Origin of the sequence: Actinomadura pelletieri DSM 43383, from assembly GCF_003634705.1 — a bacterium.
Classification (GTDB): Bacteria; Actinomycetota; Actinomycetes; order Streptosporangiales; family Streptosporangiaceae; genus Spirillospora; species Spirillospora pelletieri.
Genome location: NZ_RBWU01000007.1, coordinates 82225 through 103427, shown reverse-complemented (window position 1 = coordinate 103427; position 21203 = coordinate 82225). Strand labels below are relative to the sequence as shown.

The window sequence follows — 21203 nt, the reverse complement described above, 5'->3', positions numbered from 1 at the left end:
TGGACCAACCATCGAAGGAGAAACGCAGACCATGGCAGAAGTCGCCACCGAACAGCAGATCCTGGACGGCCTCGCGGAGATCATCGACGACATCGTCGGCATCGACAAGGCCGAGGTGACCCCGGAGAAGAACTTCATCGACGACCTCGACATCGACTCGCTGTCGATGGTGGAGATCGCCGTGGCCGCCCAGGACCAGTTCGGCGTCGAGATCCCCGACGACGAGCTGCGCAACCTGAAGACGGTCAAGGACGTCGTGGATTACGTCCAGAAGTCCCCCGCCAAGAGCTGAACGACGCGGGGCGGGCGCGCCGCGGGTTCCGGACGGGAACCCCGCGGCGCGCCCGGTCCCATCCCCTCTCCAGCCCGCAAGGAGCGCCCACCATGAGCAAGAGCCAGACCAGAGTCGTCGTGACGGGTCTCGGTGCAACGACCCCACTCGGCGGAGACGTGCCGTCGACCTGGTCCGCCCTGCTCGCCGGAGAGTCCGGGGTACGGAGACTGGACTGGGACGACGTCGAGAACCTGCCGGTCCGGTTCGCCGCCACGCTGAAGGTGCAACCGGACACGGTCCTGCCCAAACAGTCGCTGCGCCGCCTCGACCGCAACCAGGCGATCGCGCTGATCGCCGCGCGGGAGGCCTGGGCGGACGCCGGGTTCGCGCCGTCCACCGGCGGCAAACCGCAGAAGGGCATGGACAAGGCCGGTGTCGAGGGCGGTTTCGTGGTGGACCGCGATCGGCTCGGAGTCGTGGTGTCCAGCGGCATCGGCGGCCTGCACACCGCGCTGAACAGCTACGACGTGTACAAGGAGAAGGGTTGGGCGCGAGTGTCGCCCTTCACCGTCCCGATGCTGATGCCGAACGGCGCGGCCGGGCACGTCGGGATCGAGTTCGGCGCGACGGCCGGCTCACACGCCCTGGTCAGCGCGTGCGCGTCCAGCGGCGAGGCCGTCGGCTACGCCATCGACATGATTCGCGCGGGCCGCGCCGACGTGATCATCTGCGGGGGCACCGAGGCGTGCATCCACCCGCTGCAGATGGCGTCGTTCGGCTCCATGCGCGCCCTGTCGACCCGCAACGACGAGCCGGAGCGCGCGTCCCGGCCCTACGACAAGAACCGGGACGGATTCGTCCTCGGTGAGGGCGCGGCGGTGATGATCCTCGAATCGGAGGAGCACGCCCGAGCCCGTGGCGCGCGGGTCTACGGCATCGCGTCCGGCGCGGGCTACTCCAACGACGCGTTCGACATCGTGCTGCCCGAGCCGACCGGCTCCGGGCAGGCCAAGGCGATGCAGCGGGCCCTCGCCGACGCCGGGCTCGAACCGTCCGACATCATCCACATCAACGCCCACGCCACCTCGACACCCGCCGGTGACGTCGCCGAACTCGCCTCGACCAAGGCGGGCCTCGGCGAGGAGGTCGCCCGCAAGGTGATCATCACCGCCACCAAGTCGATGACCGGACATCTCCTCGGCGGCGCCGGCGCACTGGAGTCGATCTTCACGATCCTGGCGTTGAAGGAGGGCCTCGTCCCGTTCGTCGCCAACCTGGAGGACCTCGACGACGAGGTCGACCTGGACATCGTCCGCGACGAGCCGCGCAAACTCCCGGACGGCCCGGCCGCGGCGCTCAGCAACTCGTTCGGCTTCGGCGGCCACAACGTGTCGGTCGTCTTCGAACGCGCCCTCTGACCACCACCACTCAAGGGGCCCGGCGAGCACACGCTCGCCGGGCCCTTTCGCACCCACCCGCCCCAACGCCTCCGCCATCGGACGCCACCATCGCCCAATCGCCGTCATGCTGACGCGCGCTTCAGGAGCGGTTGTGGGCCGGGACGGGGACGGCCCGGCGAGCGGGTGCTCGCCGGGCCGTTTCGCTGTGCGGCGGCGGCCTCGGTGTGGGGGTGTGGCCGCCGCTCAGCTGCCGTGCCGGAGGTTTCCCGGGCGGGGCGCGCACGTTGCGGGGCGGGCACGCTCCGCGGGGACGGCGTTCAGCCGGTCACCGGGATCACACGGCGGCGTGCAGCCAGCGGACGGGAGCGCCGTCGCCGGCCCGGCGGAAGGGCTCCAGTTCGTTGTCCCAGGGCGTGCCGAGCAGGCGGTCCAGCTCGTACTCCAGGGTGGTCTTGCCGACGGCGGCGTTCGCCATGACGGAGCGGAGCCGGTCCTCGGGGACCATGATGTCGCCGTTGGCACCGATCACGCCCGAGAACACCCCGAGGGACGGGGTGAAGCTGAAGCGGACGCCGTCGGTGCCCGGCGTGGGATCCTCGGTGGCCTCGAAGCGCACCAGTTTCCACGTTCGCAGCGCCGAGGTGATGCCCGCGGCGGTACCCGGCCTCCCCTCCCAATGAAGTTCGGCGCGCAGCGTTCCCGGCGCGGCCGCCTGATCGGTCCATTCAAGGGAAACGGGCACACCTAGAACACCTGCGGCGGCCCACTCGATGTGCGGGCTCAGCGCAGGCGGCGCGGAGTGGACGTAGAAAACGCCACGTGCGGTCACCGGACCTCCTGGATCTGTACCGAGGCTCGTCTTCCCCTACGGCCTCGTACGTCCCAAGTCGGCGTCCGCGTCCCTCATTGTGCATCATCGGCACGTGTCGCACCACTGTGAGTTCACGGATTATCGAACGCTTGACCACAGGATGCACACCGTTCACCGGGCCTTCCCGACCAAGCCTAGGGCCTCGTGAGGAGGCGCGCGGCGAAACCCGGGCATGGGGACGGCCGCCTCCGGCCGTTCCAGCACGACCGTTTCCGGTCACAAGGCGTCGTCGAACGTGCACGATGTGTGCGGGGCCGGGCAGGTGACGGAAGCGAGGACGGATGTTCGATCAACAGGCGCGGTTGGAGCGGGTCCTGGCGCGGCACCCGGACGCGGTCGTGGTGGAGCCCGTGCCGGGGCGTCCGGCGCTGATCCGGCGGGATGAGATCCTGGTCGCCGGGCCGGACGCCGGCGTCGCCGAGACGTTCGTGCGGCGCTGGTGCGACTCGCGGCAGGACGAGCGCGGTGTCACGCGGTTGCGGCTGCGCGCCCGGTCGAAGGTGGACGTGTGCGGGCTCGCCGCCGAACTCGGCGCGGAACGGGGGTCCCGGCGGTTGAGCGTGTCGCCGAACCATCTCGTCCACGGGCAGCCGATGTGGTGGAGCGGCCCCGCGGACCTGCCGCGTCCGGCTTCGCCGCCGCCCGCCCCCAAGGCCGCGGCCGCGTCGCGCCGGGACGTGACGGTCGCGATCCTCGACACCGGCCTGTCGCCGCACCCCTGGTACGCCGACACCGGCTGGTACCGGGAGCAGCGCGCCGAGGTCGAGGAGGTCCTGGACGCCGACCTGGACTTCGAACTGGACGCGCAGGCCGGTCACGGCACGTTCATCGCGGGAGTGGTGCTGCGGCACGCCCCGTCGGCGCGGCTGCTGGCCCGCCGCGTCCTCGGTGGCGACGGGGTCGGCGACGAACTGACGGTGATCCGGGCGCTGGAGTGGCTCGCGGGCCGGGGCGACGTCGACGTGGTCAACCTCTCGCTCGGCTGCCACACCTACGACGACCGTCCGTCGCCGCTGCTGGCGCGGGCCATGGCGGCGCTCGGCCGCCGCACCGTCGTGGTGGCGTGCGCCGGGAACACGGCGACGGACCGGCCGTTCTGGCCGGCCGCGATGAAGCCCGTGGTCGGTGTGGCGGCGCTGGACGGCGACGACCGTGCCGCGTTCTCCAACCACGGCTGGTGGGTGGACGCGTGCGCTCAGGGCGTGGACGTGACCAGCGCGTTCGTACGGTTCGACGGGACGCGCCCGCCCGTGAACGGTGTCGATCCCGACCTGTTCGAGGGCTACGCGACCTGGAGCGGAACGTCGTTCGCGGCGCCGGTCGTCGCGGGACGGATCGCCGGGCTCGCGGCGGCCGAGGACGTCGACGCGGTCACCGCCGCCGACCGCGTCCTGGATCCGGCCGGGCGCCCCGTCCTGCCGGACCTCGGCGTGGTCGTGGGCTCGTGAGCATTGCGCGGCCGGGAACCGGCGACCGCCCACGCGCAGTGACAGCGCTATGCCTTAGGGTGAACGTCAGCGGGGGGCCTCGGGAGGAGACTTCAGTGGCCCATAAGGACGACGGTACGGGCGAGCTTGTGGTCCGGGCGCGCGACGGCGACGGTGCCGCGTGGGCCCGGCTGGTGGAGCGGTACAGCGGGTTGCTGTGGTCGATCGCCCGCTCGCACGGGTTGAACGACGCCGACTCCGGTGACGTGGTGCAGACCACGTGGCTGCGGTTGGTGGAGCGGATCGGCGGGCTGCGCGACCCGTCCGCCACCGGATGCTGGCTGGCGACGACCGCGCGGCGCGAGAGCCTGCGGCTGGTGCGCCTGCGGGGGCGCGACCTGCCGGTGGTGCCCGCGCCGCGCGCTCCGGAGGCGAGCCCCGAGCGGGTGGTGATCGGCCGGGACCGCGTCGGCCGGGTCGGTGCGGCGCTCGGTGCGCTGCCACGGCGGTGCCGGACGTTGCTGCGGCTGTTCGCGGCCGTGTCGAGCCAGGCCGAACTGGCCGCCGCGCTCGGCATTCCGGTCGGCAGCGTCGGACCGACCCGGGCGCGGTGCCTGGACGCGCTGAGGAGGCTCGTCCAGTGAACGACGACGAACTGCTGGCGGGTGTCCGCGAGGCGTTCACCGTGCTCGATCCGGTGCCGGCGGACGTGCTGGCGGCGGCCCGGGCGTCGATCGCGTGGCTGGCGCCGTCCGCGACGCTGGCGGAGCTGGAACGCGACCGGTCCGCGCGGGCGGCGGCCGGGGTCCGTGGCGCGGCGAGCCGCGTACTGACGTTCGCGTGCCCGGACGGTTCGGTGGAGATCGAGGTGTCGGAGAACGGCCGGGACCGGGAGCTGATGGGACGGCTCGTCCCGTCGATGCCCGCCCACGTCGAGGTCCGGCACCGTGACCTGCCGAGGGCGGAGATCACGACGCGCGCGGAGCACGCCGGGCTGTTCTGCGTGCCGCGCGTGCCCGCGGGCCTGGTGAGTCTCGCCTTCCGGCTGGACGACGGCACGACGATCGTCACCAGCTGGATCCGGCTGTGACGGGCGCGTTCCTCCGGTGGGGACGCCGCGGGAACCGTTCCAGGGTGCCGGAGGGCGCGGTCGACGAACGCGCCCTCCTTCACCTCGCGGCGGTCGACCCGGCCGCCGCGTTGGCGCGGGCGTGCGCCCTCCTCGACGAGGGCGGCGGGGTGCTCGCGCTGCGGGTGGCCGGGCTCGCCGCGAAGGAGCTGGGGAGGCTCGACGAGGGCGTCGTGTTCCTCCAACGCGCGCTGGCCCGGTCGGACGGGTACGCCGCCGCCCAGGTGCGCATGAACCTCGTCGGGCTGCTCACGGCCCGTGGCGACGTCGCCGGGGCGCTGGCCCACGCGGCGCAGGCGGAGACCGTGCTGGACGGCGCGGACGCCGACCGGCTCGCCGCCAACAAGGCGTGCGCCCTGGCGAGGGCCGGACGGCTGGACGAGGCGCACGCCGTGGCCGCGGGGGCGTTACCGCGCCTGCGGCGAGGCCACGACCCGGCCGTCCTCAACGGGCTCCTCACCAATCTGGGGCTCGCGCGCGCGTTACGCGGTGACGTCGCCGGGGCGGAGTCGGCGCTGGAGGAGGCGGTCGCGGTCGGCGAGGCGGCGGGGCTGCGTCACCAGACGGCGATGTCCCGGGGGAACCTCGCGTTCGCGGTGTCGCGGCGTGGGGACGTCCCGCGCGCGCTTCGGCTGTTCGCCGAGGCCGAGGCGCACCTGACCGGTGAGCGCCTGGCGCAGTGCCGTCTCGATCAGGCGGAGACCCTCATCATGGCGGGTCTGCCGGGCGAGGCGCGTCCTGTCCTGACCGCGGCCCTGGACGCGGCGACGGCGAACGGCTACCGATGCGACATCGCGGACGGTTTCCTTCTGCTCGCCCACGCCGAACTGGCCGCCGGGTACCCAGAGCAGTGCACCGACGCCGCCGAACGCGCACGGGCGGCGTTCGCCGAGCAGGAACGCACCGGATGGATACCGCTGGCCGAGCATGTGCTGCTCCGGGCGCGATGGGCGTCCGGTGAACGCTCGGCCGTGCTGCTGCGCTCCGCCGTGGCCACGGCCGACCGGTTGCGGGAAGGCGGCTGGGCCGACGCCGCCGACGAGGCCCGGATCGTCGCCGCTCGGGTGGCGCTGGCCCTGGGCAGACCGGCCGGGCATCTGCTGTCGTCGGTCGGACGGTGGCGCGGCCCGGCGTCCGCGCGGATCGCCGCCTGGCACGCCGTCGCCCTCGAACGCGCCGCGCGCGCCGACCGGACCGGCGCCCTGGCCGCGGTCGGGGCGGGGCTGCGGGTGACCGAGGAGCACGCGGAGGCGCTCGGCGCGCTGGACCTGAGGGCCCGCGCGTCGGGACTCGCCACCGAGCTGGCCGGGCTCGGCCTCGACCTGGCCCGCTCGGCGCGGGAACTGCTCGCCGTCGAGGAGCGGCGGCGGGCGATCGCGCGGCCGGCCCGCGTCCGTCCGCCGAAGGACCCCGAGCGCGCGGCGACGCTGACCGCGCTCCGCGTCCTCAGCACCGAGCACACGGCGGGCACGGCCCGGGGAGGCGCCTCAGCCGCGCTGTCCCAGGACCTGGCCGGTCTGGAGGCGGAGGTCCGGGCCCGGACGCGCGGCCGTCCGGCGGGCGCCGCCCCGCCGCGGCCCGCCGGGCTCGCCGACATCGCCACGGCGCTCGGCGAACGCGCGCTCGTCGAGCTGATCGCGATCGGCCCGGATCTGCACGCCGTGACCGTCGTCGACGGCGTACCGCGCCGCCACCACCTGGGCCCGTACGAGACCGCCGCCCGGGAGATCGGCCTGGTCCGCTATGCGGCGCGCCGCCTCGCCGAGGGCGACGACCCGCGCGCGCTGTCGGCCCTCGACGACACCGCCGTCCGCCTCGACGGCCGCCTGCTGGCCCCGCTGCGGGCCGACCTCGGCGACCGGGACCTCGTCATCGCCCCGACCGGCGTGCTGCACGCGCTGCCCTGGGCGGTGCTGCCGTCGCTGTCCGGGCGGGCGTTCACGATCGTCCCGTCCGCCGGGGCCTGGCTGCACGCCCGCGCCATCGAACCCGCGGACGGGCACACCGTCCTGGTCGCGGGCCCGGGGCTCCAGCACACCGAACGCGAGATCACGGCCCTGCGGGAGCTGCACCCGGACGCCGTCGTCCTGGACGGCCCGGACGCCCGCGCGGACACCGTCCTCGACGCCCTGGACGGCGCGTCCCTCGCCCACATCGCCGCCCACGGCGAGTTCCGGCAGGGCAACGCCCTGTTCTCGCGGCTGCGCCTCGCCGACGGGCACCTGACGGTGCACGACCTGGACGAGCTGACCGTTCCACCGCGTGTGATCGTCCTGTCCGCCTGCGACATCGGCCGCGCCGACGAGGGCGACGCCGTGCTCGGCATGGCCGGCGTGCTCCTCGCCCTCGGCGCCGCCACGGTGATCGCCAGCGTGACACCCGTCCGGGACGAGACCACACCGGAGTTCATGTCCCGGTTCCACACCGCGCTCTCCGCCGGACACGACCCGGCCCGGGCACTGGCCTCCGTCCCCCGCCCACCGGGCGTCCTCGGGCTCCTGTGCATGGGCGAGGGCTAACCCACCGGCGCGCGGACGCACCCTGGTCCGTCGTCCCCCCGGCACCACGACCACCCAGCCGCCGCCGGGGGCGACACGGCCGGTCAGCCGTCACCGGCGGCGACGCCAGCCAGCCGATCGCCGCCGGCGGCGACGAGGTTGCCCAGTCGTTGCCGAGGGCGACACGACCGGTCCGTCGTGGCTCGGGGCCGATGCGGTCGGTCAGGTGTCGCCGGTGGCGATCGGGTTGGACGGGTCCGTCACCCAGTTGGACCAGGAGCCGACATAGAGGGCGGCGGGAATTCCGGCGAGGTGGAGGGCGAGGATCTCGTGGGCGGCGGTCACCCCGGATCCGCAGTAGGCGCCGACGTCGACCGCGTCCGTCACGCCGAGTTTGGCGAAGCGTTCGCGCAGCAGCTCGCTCGGTAGGAACCGGCCGTCCACGCCGACGTTGCCCGAGGTGGGGGCGTTGCGGGCGCCGGGGATGTGCCCGGCGACCGGATCGACGGGCTCCTGGTCGCCGCGGTACCGCTCGGCGGCGCGGGCGTCGAGCAGGACCCCGGCAGTGGCGAGTTCGGCGGCGCCCTCGGCGTCCAGAACGGGCAGCCGGCCCGGGTTGGCGATGAAGTCGCCCGGCTTGACCTCCGGTTCTTCGGCGCTCACCGGACGGCCCGCCTCCGTCCACGCGCGGTACCCGCCGTCGAGGACCCGGACCTTGTCGTGCCCGAAGTACCGCAGCGACCACCAGACGCGCGCCGCGGCCGTGGAGTCGGCGTCGTCGTAGACGACGACGAGGACGTCCTGCGACACTCCGGCGCGGCGCATGGCCGACTCGAAGGCGACGGCGTCGGGCAGGGGATGGCGGCCGCCGGGCCCCGGCGGCCCGGCCACGTCCCGGTCGAGGTCGACGAACACGGCGCCGGGCAGGTGCCCTCTGCGGTAGGACTCGATCCCCGGGGGGCCGGCCAGATGCCATCGGACGTCGAGGAGGACCACGGGCTTCTGCCGCCGGAGCAGAGAGTCCAGCGCGGGCACTTCGATGAGAGGGTGCACACGGTCAGTTTGACCGTCGTCGCCCGGATTAGGGAGGGGCGAATCCGGTTTCATCTCGGGCATCTGCGCTCTCAGGGTCGGGACGTGGTCAGCATCGGGACGAGTTGTTCCGCCGGAACGAGGGAGCCGTGCATGCCGACCATCCGATTCAGCCACGGTTCCCGCTCGGACGCGACGATCGCGAGATCCGCGTGCGGGACGGCGATCACGTCCCCGACGCGTTCCCGCATCCCCGGTCCGAGTGGCCCGAACCAGCCGTTCGCGACGGCCTCCTCACGGGACACGACCCATGCGCGGTCGCCGAGCAGTTCCGTCCAGACGGCGAGGACGTCGGCGTGGGCGCCGGGCTCGCTGTAAACGTACCGGGCGCGGGCGTCGCCGCCGAGGAGCGCGACGCCGTCCCGCAGTTCGGACACGGCGTCGACGTCGACGCGTTCCGTCGGGTCGACCATGCCGTGGTCGGCGGTCACGTGCAGGGCCGACCCGGGGGGCAGGACGGCCGCGATCTCCTGGACGAGCATGTCCATGAAGCGCAGCTGGTGCCGCCAGTCGGCGGAGCCGGTCCCGAACCGGTGCCCGGTCGCGTCGAGGTCGGCGTGGTACACGGTGACGAACGAGCGGTCGCCCTGGCGGAGGGCCGCTTCGGTGCGTCCGACGAGTTGCCCGAGGCTCTGGGCGGCGACGTACCGGGAGCCGCGTGCGGTGGCGCGGCTGAGCGCGGTGCCGCTGTACTGGCGGAGCGCGACATAGGCGGTCTCGACACCGTCCGCCGCGGCCCGCTCGTACACGGTCGGCACGGGCTGGAACTCCTCCGGAACGACGGAGCCGTCCTGCCAGCGCAGGCAGTTCAGCAGCCTGCCGGTGCCGGGGATCGCGACCTGGACGCCGAGCAACCCGTGCTCGCCGGGCGGCGCGCCGGTGCCGAGCGAGCCGAGACTGCTGACCGTCGTCGCCGGGAATCCGGACGTGATCGGGCCGCCGTCCATCGCGTTCAGAAAGGGCGCCTCGTCCGGGTGCGCCGTCAACTGCTCCCAGCCGAGCCCGTCGATCAACAGGACGCAGACGCGCGGCACGGGCGGCAGGCCGAGGACGTTCACCGCCCCGGAAACGCCCAGCGACGCCAGCACCGACGGCGGCAGGTCGGCGAGCGCGCCCGCCCCGTACCGCGGGACGGGCGGCTCGGGGCCGCCGGGACCCGCCGCGGTCATCGTCATCGGGCCGTCGCGGCGGACAGTTCCTCGGCGAACGCCAGCACCTGCCCGACGGCGTCCGCGCCGTCGGCGGCCTCGCTGACCCGCAGGGACAGGTCGTCGGCCGTGACGCTGCCGGTGTAGCCGTGGTCGGCCTCGCAGTTCTCGTCGCCGCACGTCGCGGGCTCGAGGTCGATATGGGCGATGGCGCCCCAGCCGATGGTCAGCACGACCTCCGTCGGCGGCACCCCTGGCACGTACGACGCCGGGTCCGGGACGACCCGCGTCACCGCGACCGACTGGACGCGTTCCAGCTTGACGGCCTCGGTGGTGGTGGACGCGTGCGGTTGGGCCATGCCCTCGCCGGGCGGGTGCTCGTCGGTGTGGCACACCAGCAGCCGGCTCGCCGACAGCACCAGCACCGTCACATGCCGCCGCACCTCCATGGCGGGGTCGAACGTCGCCTCGTGGTGGACCACGTAGGCGACGACGGGCTCGTCCCCGATGGCCGACTCGACCGCGTCCGCGACCAGATCCGGGTAGTAACCGCTGCGCTCGATCGCCGTGCGCAGACCGCCGGCGGTCGCTCGGGTTTCCCTCATGGCCCCATCCTGCCCTGTCCGGGGGCGGACGCGCACACGGTGGCCCATCGGACCCTGATCGGCGCTAGCGCGGGCGCATCGCGGGTACGGGATCGGCATGGACGAGAAGCCGCTTCCGAAGCCGCCGCCGGTGCCGCCCCCCACACCGGACCCGGCGCCGCCCCCGGGGCCGCTGGTCCCGCCCACCGACCCGGCGCCCGGCCCGTCCCCGGGCCCCGCGCCGCAGCCCCCTGGACCCGTGCCGCCTGGCCCGTCCCCCGAACCGGTCCCGCCCGGACCGCCGCCGGAGCCCACACCGCCGGGGCCCGCACCCGACCCGTCCCCACCGACACCCGACCCTGATCCGGTCCCGCCGGGCCCGGAACCCGACCCGATCCCGCCGACCCCGGAACCCGCCCCACCGGGCCCACCCGGACCACCGCGCTGAACGACACGGTCGCACCGAGCACACCACCGCGGCCAAGAAGCAGAAGACCGGTGATCCCGGCGCCGTAGAGGGACGACACCCGCGACGCCGTCCACGCACACTCGGCCACGCCGGCACACCACCGCAGACGAGGAGAGGAAAGCCGGTGATCCCGGCGTCGCCAGAGGACGACAGCCGCCGCATCGGCTCCTCGCAACCGAGCGGTCGCGAGCGGCACGCGCTCAGCACGCTGTCGTGGGTGAGGAGGGGAACGCCGGTGATCCCGGCGCGGCGGGAGGACAACGACCGCCACGCCGACTCCTCACACACACGGCCACGGGCACGCCACCGTGGACGAGGAGAGGAAAGCCCGTGATCCCGGCGTCGTGGGAGGACGACGGCCGCCGCGCCGGCTCTTCGGAGCCGCGCGGTCGCGGGCGGCACGCCGCTCGGCGCAGGTGATCCCCACGTGATGAGGAGGGGAACGGCGCCGCGTGGATGTGTCGCCCGCCGCGCCCGCGGCGTCGGCTCCTCGGAGCCGTGGGGGCGCCGTCCCCGGCGTCCCTGGCAGACGGCCGGCGCACGGGCGGTCGTCGGTGGATCAGGAGAGTCGGCGTGGCTCCAGTTCGGGGCGCGGGCCCACGGGTCTGTCCAGGGTCAGTGTCGCGTGCCGGACGGCGACGCCCGACGCGTCCGCCATGATCGGGCTCAGTTCGAGCCGCGCCACCTCGGGCAGGTCGTAGCCGAGGCGGGACGCGCGGAGCAGCAGTTCCTCCAGGGCCGCCAGGTTCACCGGCTCCGCGCCGCGATGCCCGAGCAGCAGCGGCGCCGTGCGGATGGCGCGGATCATCTCCGCGGCGTCCACGTCGGCGAGCGGGGACAGGCGGTGGGCGCGGTCGTCGAGCAGGGCCGCGATCTCGTCGGCGACGCCGAACGAGACGACCGCGCCGAACGACGGATCCTCCCTGACCAGGACGCGGACCGGTACGCCGCCCGCGTCCCCGTCCCCGGCGACTTCGATGCCGTAGCAGGCCAGCAGCTCGGCCGCCTGCCCCGCCGTGGTCTCGACCGGACCGTCCGCGCCTCCCCCGAGCCAGTCGGCGACGAGCGCGCGAGCCCGGTCGCGATCCACCCCGTCGAGTTCCGGCACTCGGCCCGTGGGCCGCCGCCTCCAGCGCGCGTACCGGATCACGTACGCCAGTGCCCGGACGGCGTCCTCCGGCGAGGGGTAGGACGGCACCGAACCCTCCGCCGCCGTTCCGTCCGGTCCGGGCACGCGAAGGTCGACCGGCATGCCCTCCGTGCCGAGGTACGTCGCCACGACCGGCTTGCCGGCCGTGGACGCCAGCCGCACGATCCGTTCCGGGACGCGGACGTCGTAGCCGCCGATCGTCGGCGGAGTGAACAGCGCCACCACCGCGTCGACCGACTCGTCCTCCAGCGTGGAGGCGAGCGCCGCCTCGTAGTCGTCGGCGTCCGCCCGCGGGCCGAGGTCGACGCGCGGCCGGACGTCGAGGCCGAGCGCCACGGCCTCGTCCTGCGCCAGCAGTCCCAGGGAGTTCGAGTTGTCGATGATCGCGACCCGGTCGCCCTTGGGAAGCGGCTGGTAGGCCAGGATCTGGGCCACGTCGAACAGCTCCGACAGGTCCTCGACCCGGATCACTCCGGCCTGCTCGAACAGGGCGCTGACGGCGTGGTCGGGCAGCGTCAGGGCGCGCGCCGCGTGTCCGAGCGGGACGCCCTGCGTGCCGCGCCCGCTCTTGACCGCCACGATCGGTTTGCGGCGGCCGAGCCTGCGCGCCAGCCGCGCGAACTTGCGGGGGTTGCCGAGCGACTCCAGATACAGCAGGACGGCCTTGGTCGCCGGATCCTCCTCCCAGTACTGCATGAGGTCGTTGCCCGACACGTCGGCCCGGTTCCCGGCGGAGACGAACGTGGACAGGCCCAGACCGCGCTCGGCCGTCCGCTGGAGGATCGCGATTCCCAGGGCGCCCGACTGTGAGAAGAACCCGACGGGCCCCCGTCCGGGCATCGTCGGCGCCAGGGTCGCGTTCAGCCGGACGTCCCCGTCCGTGTTGGCGATCCCCAGGCAGTTCGGGCCGACCACGCGCATCCCGTAGGCGCGCGCGAGTCGCACCAGCTCCTCCTGCCGGGCGCGGCCGTCGTCCCCGATCTCCCCGAAGCCGGACGACACGACGATCAGTCCGCGCACGCCCTTGCTCGCGCACTCCTGCACGACCTCGTGGACGGCGTCGGCCCGCACGGCGACGACGGCGAGGTCCACATCGTCCGGGATGTCCAGGACCGACGGGTAGGCGCGCACGCCCGCCACCGCCACCGCCGTCGGGTGCACCGGGTAGACGGGCCCGGTGAAGTCTCCGGAGAGCAGGTTCCGCAGCACGGTCTGCCCGACGCTGTGCTCGGCCCGGCTCGCCCCGATCACGGCGACCGAGCGGGGGAACAGCAGCCGCTGGATCGACCGCGACTCGGCCCGGTGCTCACGGGCCGCCATCACTTCCATCGACGTCTCGGTCGGCTCCAGATCCAGGACGAGTTCGATCACGCCCTCCTCGAACCGTTGCTCCGCCCGGTATCCCGCCTCCCGGAACACCCGAGTCATCCGGCGGTTGTCGGGCAGGACGCTCGCGACGAACCGGCGCACCCCTCGCTCCCGCGCCGCCGCGGCGATGTGCTCCAGCAGTACCGGCCCCAGCCCGCGGCCCTGGTGCGCGTCCTCCACCAGGAACGCCACCTCCGCCGTCTCCGGCCGATCATTGAGCCGGTCATAACGGACGACCGCCACCATTTCCGTGGCAATCGTGGCAATCAACGCGACTCGCCGATCGTGGTCGACGGTCGTGAAGTGTTCGACATCACGATCCGACAGTCGCGGCCGCGGCGAGAAGAACCGGTAGTAGATCGTTTCGGGCGACAGCCGCGCGTGGAAGTCGCGCAGGAGCTCGGCGTCCGCGGGCCGGATGGGGCGCAGATGCGCCGTTCCGCCGTCACTGAGGACGACGTCGGCCTCCCATTGATCCGGGTAACGGTCGGTCACGTACCCGAGAGTAAGGCACGGACGCTCCGCCCCCGCGCGAGGAAAATCCGGGCTTCCTCGGGGATCGCTGCGCGTTCGAGACCTAATCGGGGCTCCGGAGCTGTTACGGTCGAGCACACGCCCAGAATTGCCGCTCGCGCGGGCCGTGTTGATCGAGGTGATGACTCCATGACGCGCGTGGTCGTGGTCGGCGATCTCATGACAGACACCGTGGCGCGTGCCGCCTTTCCTCTCGCCAAGGGAAGCGACACGCCCGCCGCCGTGACGATCCACGGGGGCGGCTCGGGCGCCAACGTGGCCGCCTGGCTCGCCGTGGAAGGGGTCGACGTCGCCTTCGTCGGCCGACGTGGTTCCGACATCGCGGGCCGCAACCGGGACATGGAGCTGATGGGGTACGGCGTCGACGCCCGCCTCGTCATGGACCAGGAGCGTCCCACCGGCACCTGCGTGGTGATGGTCACCCACAAGGGCGACCGGACGATGCTCTCCGACCCCGGCGCCAACGCGGCGCTCCTGCCGGAGGACATCGAACGCTGTAAGGACCTGTTCTCGCACGGGACGCACCTGCACCTGTCCGGCTACGCGCTGATCAACGAGGGCTCCCGCAAGGCGGCCATCCACACCCTCGACCTCGCCCGCAAGGCGCAGATGTCGGTGTCGGTGGACGGCGGCTCGTCCTCGCCGCTGAAGCGGATGGGCGCCGAGCCCTTCCTCGAGTGGACGCAGGGCGCCCGCCTTCTCGTGGTCAACGCCAAGGAGGCCGAGATCCTCACCGGCCGCGACACCCCCGAGCAGGCCGCGAAGGTCCTCACCGCCTGGTACCCGCAGGTCGTCATCAAGAGCGGCGCGGACGGCGCCCTCTGGTACACCAACGGCCGTCCCGAGCCCGTCACCGTCGCCGCCGAACCCGTCGAGAAGATCGTCGACGGCACCGGCGCGGGTGACGCGTTCGTCGCGGGCTTCCTCCCGCCCTGGCTGGACGGAAAGCAGCCGGCCGACGCCCTCACCGCGGGCTGCCGCCTGGCCGCCCGAGCCATGCAGCACCTGGGCGCCCGACCCACCCTCGACGTCGTCGACAACCAGATCAAGTAACACCGCCCGTCAACGGCGCCCAGGATGCCGGTCCGGCTCCAGCGCGCCTCCTGGCCGAACAGGACACGCCGCCGCGATCCCCGGCACGCTCGCCCTGCTGATCTGCGGCCTGTTCGCGCTCCGGCTCGGCGACGTCCGCGACGACCCGCCGCACACCCGCCTAAAGGGTCGACCACCAAATCACCGCCCACCACGGCTGGTACCTCACGGCCATCGCATCCCCGCCGATGATCGGTTTCAACACCCGGGGGCGACGGCGTTCGTGGCGTTCACAGCATTGTTCAAGGTGAACGCATGCCTGAACGCCCCGTCCGCGACGACCCGCCGCACACCCGCCTAAAGGGTCGACCACCAAATCACCGCCCAACATGGCTGGTATCTCGCGGTCGTAGCGTCCCCGCCGGTGATCGGCTTCAACACCGGGGGGCGACGGCGTTCGTGGCGTTCACCGCATTGTTCAAGGTGAACGCATGCCTGGACGCCCCGTCCGCGACGACCCGCCGCACACCCGCCTAGACCTCGACCACCAAATCACCGCCCACCACGGCTGGTATCTCGCGGTCGTAGCGTCCCCGCCGGTGATCGGTTTCAACGCCGGGGGCGACGACGGCGGCGTTCGTGGCGTTCACCGTGTTGTTCGGGGTGAACGCGTGCCTGGACGCCGCGCCCCCAAGACGATCCGCGAACCGCTCCGACGCGCCGAACTTCGCCAGGTCGGCCGCGTCCTCCCCCACCTCCAGGGCCTGGCCGTCCCATCAGCGAACTGGTCCGAAGAACCGCCCCCGATCTGACCGGCTCCACCCACAGCACTACACCGACCTGCGGCAGGTGCCCGTCCGGGCGGGCGGGTTCAGGAGAGCGACCGGCGCAGCACCAGCAGCGCGACGTCGTCCTCGGCCGACAGGCGGCCGACGAGCGCGCTCATGACCGCGGCCCCGACCGCCTCGGGCGGCCCGGCGTACACGGTGTCGCACAACCGGGAGATCCCACTGTCGATCTCGCTGTCCCGCCGCTCCACCAGACCGTCGGTGTAGAAGCACAGCACGGCGCCCGGCGGGAACTCGATGACGGCGGTGTGGCGGGCGACGTCCTCGCCGAGGCCGATCAGCACGTCGGACTTCATGTCGACCGTCTGCGCCGACTGTCCCGGCAACGCCAGAATCGGCGGCAGATGCCCCGCCGAGGACAGCCGGACCCGGTCCGGCGTGGACTCGCACACCGCGTACAGCGCGGTCGCCGTCACCTCGGGCTCGAAATGCCGGAACTTGCGGTCGAGCTTGCCCAGCACCTCGGCGGGATCATCGCTGTCCAACGAATAGGCTCGTAGGACGCTGCGCATCCGTCCCATCACGACGGCGGCCGAAAGCCCGTGCCCGACGACATCGCCCATGACGACGCCCGTCTCCCCGGAAGGAAGCGAGAACACGTCGTACCAGTCGCCGCCGACGTCGGCCTTGCCGGGACGGTACCGGGCGGAAACCTCGATGCCCGGCACGCTCGACGGCACGGACGGCACCAGGCTCCGTTGCAGTTCCCGGGCCCCGGCGCGTTCCGCCCGGCCGAGCAGGAACTGGACGGCCAGCGCGGCCTGCCCGGCCGCGAGTTGCAGGAACTCGACCTCCTCCGCGGTGAACCGACGTTCACGGACCGTTCCGACGTGCATGACGCCCACGAGCGTGCCGCTGGCGAGAAGCGGGACACCGAGCAGAGAACGCAGGCCCCGCTGGATCAGGAGGGGGCTGTACACGTCTTCGCCAGTGATGCGGGTGATGGCGACCGCTCGCCTATCAGCGGCGATGCGCCCGGCGAACCCTTCTCCCACTGGAACGTGGACGGCCTGGCTGACCTCTTCCTCGATGCCCCTTGCCGAGGCGGCCACGAGGTACCGTGCCTGGCGGTCGAGCAGCAGCACAACGGCGGTGTCCACGTCCAGCACCTGCTGGACGCGTTCCAGCAGGGTGTCGAGAAACTTGTCGACGTCCATGTCCGCGAACGATTCGTCGGTGATCGCCCGGATGTTCTCGAGCCTTTGAAGGACGTCCGTCAGGGCGCCGGGTGCTTTGCTCACTTAACGACTCTATGCGCCATGTGTGCCGGTTAGCACCGGTTGGCGCACTTGAGACCGCTGACAATCGTACAGTCGCAGGTCGAACCGCTTCAACGAAACCGGCTCAGGCGAGCGGCGTATAGGTGCGAACGTCCTCCCTCACCGCGTCCCACAGCCGGTTCAGGGGGTGCGCCGCGTCATAGCGTTCGAGGTCGGCCCGCCGGACGAAGGCGCCGGTCATGAGCTCGGCCCTGGGCTCCAGATCGTCGTGCAGGGAGATCGTGCGGAGCGGAACGGCGTCCGGTTCATCCTGTGCGGCCATCCCCCGGCCGATCGACCCGGTGACGATCATGCAGCCGCGGACGAACCCGGAGCGCAGCAGCGACAGCCCGTAGTGCACGTCGTCGATGTCGGCGACCACCGTGAGCCGTTCCCGGAAGTTAGGCCCGTACCAGGTGGCGAGAAGGTCGGCCACCAGCCCGGCGGGCGGCACCACCAGCGGCACCCCGCCGAGACGGCTGGTCTCGACCGGCGTGCTCGGCAATTCCGCCTCCGGCAGGTTGGTGAGCAACAGCGCCTGCCCCCGGGCGTACTCGATGACCTCGTACTCCTTCAGCCGCAGGTCACCCTCGGGCGTGCTGACGATGCTGCCGCAGATCAGATCGACCTGCCGGGTCTCCAGCCGCGACCACAGATCCTTGGTCCGGACGTGGGCGACCTTGAACTCCACCTCGCGTTGCCGGAACTCCTCCGACACGCGGTTCCACGCCCGCGACACGATCGGCAACGTGAACTCGGTGGTGCCGACGGTGAGCATCCTGCCGAGACGGCGCCGGCTCCAGTGGATCGACTCCAGCCATTTCTCGAACGTCGTCCGCGCCAGCTCGACCGTCGTCTCGCCGGTCGGCGTGAACAGGTAGTCCTTGCCACGCCCCTGCCGGACGGTCAGCACCTCGCCGCACAGCGTCTGGCTGTTGCGGTTCAGGGTGTCGAGCTGCTTCTGGACGCTCGACTGCTCGCGCCCCATGACCCGGGCGGCGCGCAGCGCGGACCCCGTCTCGTGCACGACCAGCAGAGTGCGCAGCTGGTCGAACGTCATGTCCAACAGCCCGGACGGGCAGTCGAGGAGTGCGTCGAGGTTCGATGACACGGAAGGGGACCCTACTACCTGCTCCGGAGCCCGCCGAAATGGCCGAACGGTCACTTTGACGGGAAGTGATGACATTTCCCGCTGAACTTATCTCAAGATGTTCGACCAAACAGCTGGACAGAGTTTTCTAACCTCTAGAACACTTTCTCCCGGGCCATTCGCTCGCCGCCGTCATCCGTCCCAACAGGACGGCGGCGCTCCCGGGCGCGCCCCGGCGGTGCCGGCCGCCGGGGCCGCCGCTCGGACACCCGAACTCCCGTTCGCCGCGGCTCTTCTCCGCCGCGGCGCCGGGGCCGGAACCCGGCCCGTGCGCGGGGCCGCGCGCACGGGCCGGCTTCGATCGTCCCGCCGCCCACACGGGCACGCGCGACGGAACCGGCGACCCGCCCGCGCCCACGGGGGCGCGCGGGCGGCCCACCCACCCCGGGGCGGTGCCTCCCCGCGCGGGGCGAGGAGGCACCGCCCCGGTTCCGCCCACCGCACCCCAAGGCCGGTCCCACCGGAGACACCCAAGACAAGACAGACCGAGGCGGGTCGGGCCGGTGAGGCAGGTTAGGGGGTCAGCCGAGGTGAGGCCCAGGCGGGCAAGCCCAGCCGCGACCGGCTTCGTAGAGGCAGGGCAGGTAGGTGGCTCAGGGTGATGGAGGGCCGAGCGGAACGGCTCGGCGGGGCAGGCCTAACGGGCAACCCGTGCGAAGCGGCTTGGATAGGGCAGGCCCGGCGGTACAGGCCTGGGTGGGTGGCTCTGGTAATGGAGGTCTAGGCAGGTTTGTCGGGGCAGGCGGGCCTGGGGAGTGTGGGTGGGGCCGGTGGGTCAGGTGGGGGTGGCGAGGGTTAGGGGGAGGATGGATTGGGCGCCGGATTGTTTGAGGAGGCGGGTGGCGACGGTCATGGTCCAGCCGGTTTCCACGCGGTCGTCGATCAGGAGGAGGGGACCGGGGGTGTCGGGGAGGGCCGCGGCCAGAGAGTCGGGGACGGTCAGGGTGTGCCAGACGGAGCGGAGGCGTTGGGCGCTGTTGTGGCGGCGGGGGGCGGGGTCGCCGATCGGGGTCAGTTCGCCCAGGTAGCGGAGGCGGCCGATGTCGGCGACGCGGCGGCCGAAGGTGGTGACCAGGCGGGGGCGGGAGCGGGAGCCGATGGTGACGACGCCGGTGGGGCGGGCGGGCCAGTCCCAGGCGGCGAGGACCTTCACCACGGCGTCCAGCATGTCCGGCGGGACGTCGGTGTCGTCGGCGGCGAACAGGTCACGGAGACGGTTCCCCCAGCCGATGTCGGTGAGACGGCCCAGGGCGCGGCCCGTCTCGGCCTGGAGCGCGGGGGCGATGCGGCCGGAGACGCCGAGGTCGTCCTTGACGCCGGCGGGCCACATGCGGCGGGGCGCGATGTCGACGCCGGGGCGGTGCAGGCGGTCACGGGCCTGGAGTGCGCCCTTCTCGGTGACGGCGGCGGGCCGGTGGCGTCCTGTGCAGTTGTCGCAGCGGCCGCAGGGGGCCGCGGCGGGGTCGTCCAGTTGGCGGCGTAGGTACTCCTCCCGGCAGGCGGAGGTCGCTATGTAGTCGAGCATCGCCTGTTGTTCGCGGCGGCGTTCCGCGGTGACGCGTTCGTAGCGTTCGCGGTCGTAGGCCCAGGGACGGCCGGTCGCGGTCCAGCCGCCCTTGACGCGGCGGACGGCGCCGTCCACGTCGAGGACCTTCAGCATCATTTCGAGGCGGGTGCGGGTGAGGTCGACGTGGGGTTCCAGGGCGCCCGTGGACAGCGGACGGTCGGCCGCCTCCAGCACGTCGAGGGTCTGCCGGACGACGGGCTCCGGTGGGAACGCGAGACCGGCGAAGTAGGCCCAGATGTCGCGGTCCTCCCGGCCGGGGAGGAGGATCACCTCGGCGCGGTCGACGCCGCGTCCCGCGCGTCCGATCTGCTGGTAGTAGGCGACCGGGGACTGCGGGGCGCCGACATGGACGATGAAGCCGAGGTCGGGTTTGTCGAAGCCCATGCCGAGGGCGCTCGTGGCGACGAGGGCCTTGAGCTTGTTGTCCTGGAGGTCCTGTTCGGCCTGGAGCCGTTCGGCCTGTTCGGTCTGGCCGGAGTAGGCGGCGACGTCGTGACCACGGTCGCGGAGGTAGCCCGCGATCTCGTGGGCGGCGGCGACGGTGAGGGTGTAGATGATGCCCGAGCCGGGGAGTTCGTCGAGCCGCTCGCCCAGCCACGCGATGCGCTGTTCGGCGGTGGGCAGCGTGACGACGGCGAGGTGGAGGGACTCGCGTTCGAGCGGACCCCGCAGGACGAGGGCGTCGTCACCGGCGAGCTGTTCGGCCACGTCCTGGGTGACACGGGCGTTGGCGGTCGCCGTGGTGGCGAGCACCGGGGTGCCGGGCGGCAGCTCGGCCAGCAGGGTCCGCAGCCGCCGGTAGTCGGGACGGAAGTCATGGCCCCAGTCGGAGATGCAGTGCGCCTCGTCCACGACGACGAGCCCGGCCCCGGCGGCGAGCTTGGGCAGCACGAGGTCACGGAACTCGGGGTTGTTGAGCCGTTCGGGGCTGACCAGCAGGACGTCGACCGCGCCCGCCTCGACCTCGGCGAAGATCTGGTCCCAGTCGGCGGTGTTGGCCGAGTTCACGGTGCGGGCGTGGATGCCCGCACGGTCGGCGGCCTCGATCTGGTTGCGCATCAGCGCCAGCAGCGGCGAGACGATCACGGTGGGCCCGGCGCCGCGCTGACGGAGCAGCCGGGTGGCCACGAAGTAGACGGCGGACTTGCCCCAGCCGGTGCGCTGGACGACCAGCGCCCGGCGTCGCTCCACGACCAGGGCGCTGATCGCCGTCCACTGGTCGTCGCGGAGCCGGGCGTGGTCGCCCGCGAGTGCGCGCAGGCAGCGCCCGGCCTCGTCACGGAGCGCGTCGGGATTGCTCATGCGTCCTTGGTACCAGCGGCGCGGAGCACCCCGCACCAGAACCTCGTTCTGTGGATAAGCGGCCGCAGCTTTCGGACGCGGCGGCGCGGGTAGCCTGCCCC

Annotated in this window: 16 protein-coding genes; 8 read left to right on the top strand and 8 right to left on the bottom strand. The window is 72.8% G+C overall.

Annotated features, from left to right (window positions below; translation table 11 throughout):
* Positions 1 to 31 precede the first annotated feature (31 nt).
* On the top strand, positions 32 to 292 hold the full coding sequence (locus tag BZB76_RS28720) for an acyl carrier protein (protein WP_121437576.1): 261 nt from the start codon (positions 32 to 34) through the stop codon (positions 290 to 292).
* A gap of 92 nt (positions 293 to 384) precedes the next feature.
* Positions 385 to 1692, top strand: coding sequence for a beta-ketoacyl-[acyl-carrier-protein] synthase family protein (locus tag BZB76_RS28715; protein ID WP_121437575.1), 1308 nt, complete (start codon positions 385 to 387; stop codon positions 1690 to 1692).
* A 316-nt stretch (positions 1693 to 2008) separates the two neighbouring features.
* On the opposite strand, the gene BZB76_RS28710 is transcribed toward BZB76_RS28715, so the two are convergent.
* The gene (locus BZB76_RS28710) at positions 2009 to 2503 is read right to left on the bottom strand and encodes a DUF3145 domain-containing protein (RefSeq protein WP_121437574.1); all 495 of its coding nucleotides are present in this window, start codon (positions 2501 to 2503) and stop codon (positions 2009 to 2011) included.
* Positions 2504 to 2826: 323 nt separating this feature from the next.
* Here BZB76_RS28710 and BZB76_RS28705 point away from each other — a divergent pair, with 323 nt between their 5' ends.
* The 4 genes from BZB76_RS28705 (at position 2827) to BZB76_RS28690 (ending at position 7620) form a co-directional block, all read left to right on the top strand.
* Positions 2827 to 3993 carry a S8 family peptidase gene (locus tag BZB76_RS28705; RefSeq protein ID WP_121437573.1) on the top strand — a complete coding sequence of 389 codons (1167 nt, stop codon included), beginning with the start codon at positions 2827 to 2829 and terminating at the stop codon, positions 3991 to 3993.
* A gap of 95 nt (positions 3994 to 4088) precedes the next feature.
* On the top strand, positions 4089 to 4616 hold the full coding sequence (locus tag BZB76_RS28700; protein WP_121437572.1) for an RNA polymerase sigma factor: 528 nt from the start codon (positions 4089 to 4091) through the stop codon (positions 4614 to 4616).
* The gene (locus BZB76_RS28695; RefSeq protein ID WP_121437571.1) at positions 4613 to 5062 is read left to right on the top strand and encodes a hypothetical protein; all 450 of its coding nucleotides are present in this window, start codon (positions 4613 to 4615) and stop codon (positions 5060 to 5062) included. The genes BZB76_RS28700 and BZB76_RS28695 overlap by 4 nt, the downstream gene beginning before the upstream one ends.
* 44 nt (positions 5063 to 5106) lie before the next feature.
* Positions 5107 to 7620, top strand: a complete 2514-nt coding sequence (locus BZB76_RS28690) for a CHAT domain-containing protein (protein WP_246007278.1) — start codon at positions 5107 to 5109, stop codon at positions 7618 to 7620.
* Positions 7621 to 7821: 201 nt separating this feature from the next.
* Here the strand turns inward: BZB76_RS28690 and BZB76_RS28685 are convergent, their stop codons facing one another.
* The 4 genes from BZB76_RS28685 to BZB76_RS28665 form a co-directional block, all read right to left on the bottom strand.
* A complete protein-coding gene (locus BZB76_RS28685; RefSeq protein ID WP_246007277.1) occupies positions 7822 to 8652 on the bottom strand; it encodes a sulfurtransferase in 831 nt (276 codons plus the stop codon).
* Positions 8653 to 8723: 71 nt separating this feature from the next.
* The gene (locus BZB76_RS28680) at positions 8724 to 9860 is read right to left on the bottom strand and encodes an alkaline phosphatase family protein (protein ID WP_121437570.1); all 1137 of its coding nucleotides are present in this window, start codon (positions 9858 to 9860) and stop codon (positions 8724 to 8726) included.
* Positions 9861 to 9862: 2 nt separating this feature from the next.
* The gene (locus tag BZB76_RS28675) at positions 9863 to 10444 is read right to left on the bottom strand and encodes a DUF5998 family protein (RefSeq protein WP_117404037.1); all 582 of its coding nucleotides are present in this window, start codon (positions 10442 to 10444) and stop codon (positions 9863 to 9865) included.
* Positions 10445 to 11451: 1007 nt separating this feature from the next.
* Positions 11452 to 13905 carry a bifunctional acetate--CoA ligase family protein/GNAT family N-acetyltransferase gene (locus tag BZB76_RS28665; RefSeq protein ID WP_121437569.1) on the bottom strand — a complete coding sequence of 818 codons (2454 nt, stop codon included), beginning with the start codon at positions 13903 to 13905 and terminating at the stop codon, positions 11452 to 11454.
* A 168-nt stretch (positions 13906 to 14073) separates the two neighbouring features.
* On the opposite strand from BZB76_RS28665, the gene BZB76_RS28660 reads away from it, so the two are divergent.
* Both BZB76_RS28660 and BZB76_RS34360 read left to right on the top strand, forming a co-directional pair.
* Positions 14074 to 14997 carry a carbohydrate kinase family protein gene (locus BZB76_RS28660; RefSeq protein ID WP_121437568.1) on the top strand — a complete coding sequence of 308 codons (924 nt, stop codon included), beginning with the start codon at positions 14074 to 14076 and terminating at the stop codon, positions 14995 to 14997.
* Between the two features lie 470 nt (positions 14998 to 15467).
* On the top strand, positions 15468 to 15788 hold the full coding sequence (locus BZB76_RS34360) for a hypothetical protein (RefSeq protein ID WP_147449587.1): 321 nt from the start codon (positions 15468 to 15470) through the stop codon (positions 15786 to 15788).
* A gap of 59 nt (positions 15789 to 15847) precedes the next feature.
* Here the strand turns inward: BZB76_RS34360 and BZB76_RS28650 are convergent, their stop codons facing one another.
* From BZB76_RS28650 to BZB76_RS28635, 3 genes are all read right to left on the bottom strand, one after another.
* Positions 15848 to 17065: a PP2C family protein-serine/threonine phosphatase gene (locus tag BZB76_RS28650; RefSeq protein WP_211343240.1), complete on the bottom strand. Its 1218-nt coding sequence runs from the start codon at positions 17063 to 17065 to the stop codon at positions 15848 to 15850.
* Positions 17066 to 17168: 103 nt separating this feature from the next.
* Positions 17169 to 18194 carry a LysR family transcriptional regulator gene (locus tag BZB76_RS28645; protein WP_211343239.1) on the bottom strand — a complete coding sequence of 342 codons (1026 nt, stop codon included), beginning with the start codon at positions 18192 to 18194 and terminating at the stop codon, positions 17169 to 17171.
* 814 nt (positions 18195 to 19008) lie between these two features.
* Positions 19009 to 21102 carry a RecQ family ATP-dependent DNA helicase gene (locus tag BZB76_RS28635; protein ID WP_121437566.1) on the bottom strand — a complete coding sequence of 698 codons (2094 nt, stop codon included), beginning with the start codon at positions 21100 to 21102 and terminating at the stop codon, positions 19009 to 19011.
* Positions 21103 to 21203 lie beyond the last annotated feature (101 nt).

Coding starts and splice junctions, on each gene's coding strand:
- BZB76_RS28720 (WP_121437576.1), top strand. CDS start 32: ATGGCAGAAGTCGCCACCGAACAGCAGATCCTGGACGGCCTCGCGGAG.
- BZB76_RS28715 (WP_121437575.1), top strand. CDS start 385: ATGAGCAAGAGCCAGACCAGAGTCGTCGTGACGGGTCTCGGTGCAACG.
- BZB76_RS28705 (WP_121437573.1), top strand. CDS start 2,827: ATGTTCGATCAACAGGCGCGGTTGGAGCGGGTCCTGGCGCGGCACCCG.
- BZB76_RS28680 (WP_121437570.1), bottom strand. CDS start 9,860: ATGACCGCGGCGGGTCCCGGCGGCCCCGAGCCGCCCGTCCCGCGGTAC.
- BZB76_RS28675 (WP_117404037.1), bottom strand. CDS start 10,444: ATGAGGGAAACCCGAGCGACCGCCGGCGGTCTGCGCACGGCGATCGAG.
- BZB76_RS28660 (WP_121437568.1), top strand. CDS start 14,074: ATGACGCGCGTGGTCGTGGTCGGCGATCTCATGACAGACACCGTGGCG.
- BZB76_RS34360 (WP_147449587.1), top strand. CDS start 15,468: ATGCCTGGACGCCCCGTCCGCGACGACCCGCCGCACACCCGCCTAGAC.
- BZB76_RS28635 (WP_121437566.1), bottom strand. CDS start 21,102: ATGAGCAATCCCGACGCGCTCCGTGACGAGGCCGGGCGCTGCCTGCGC.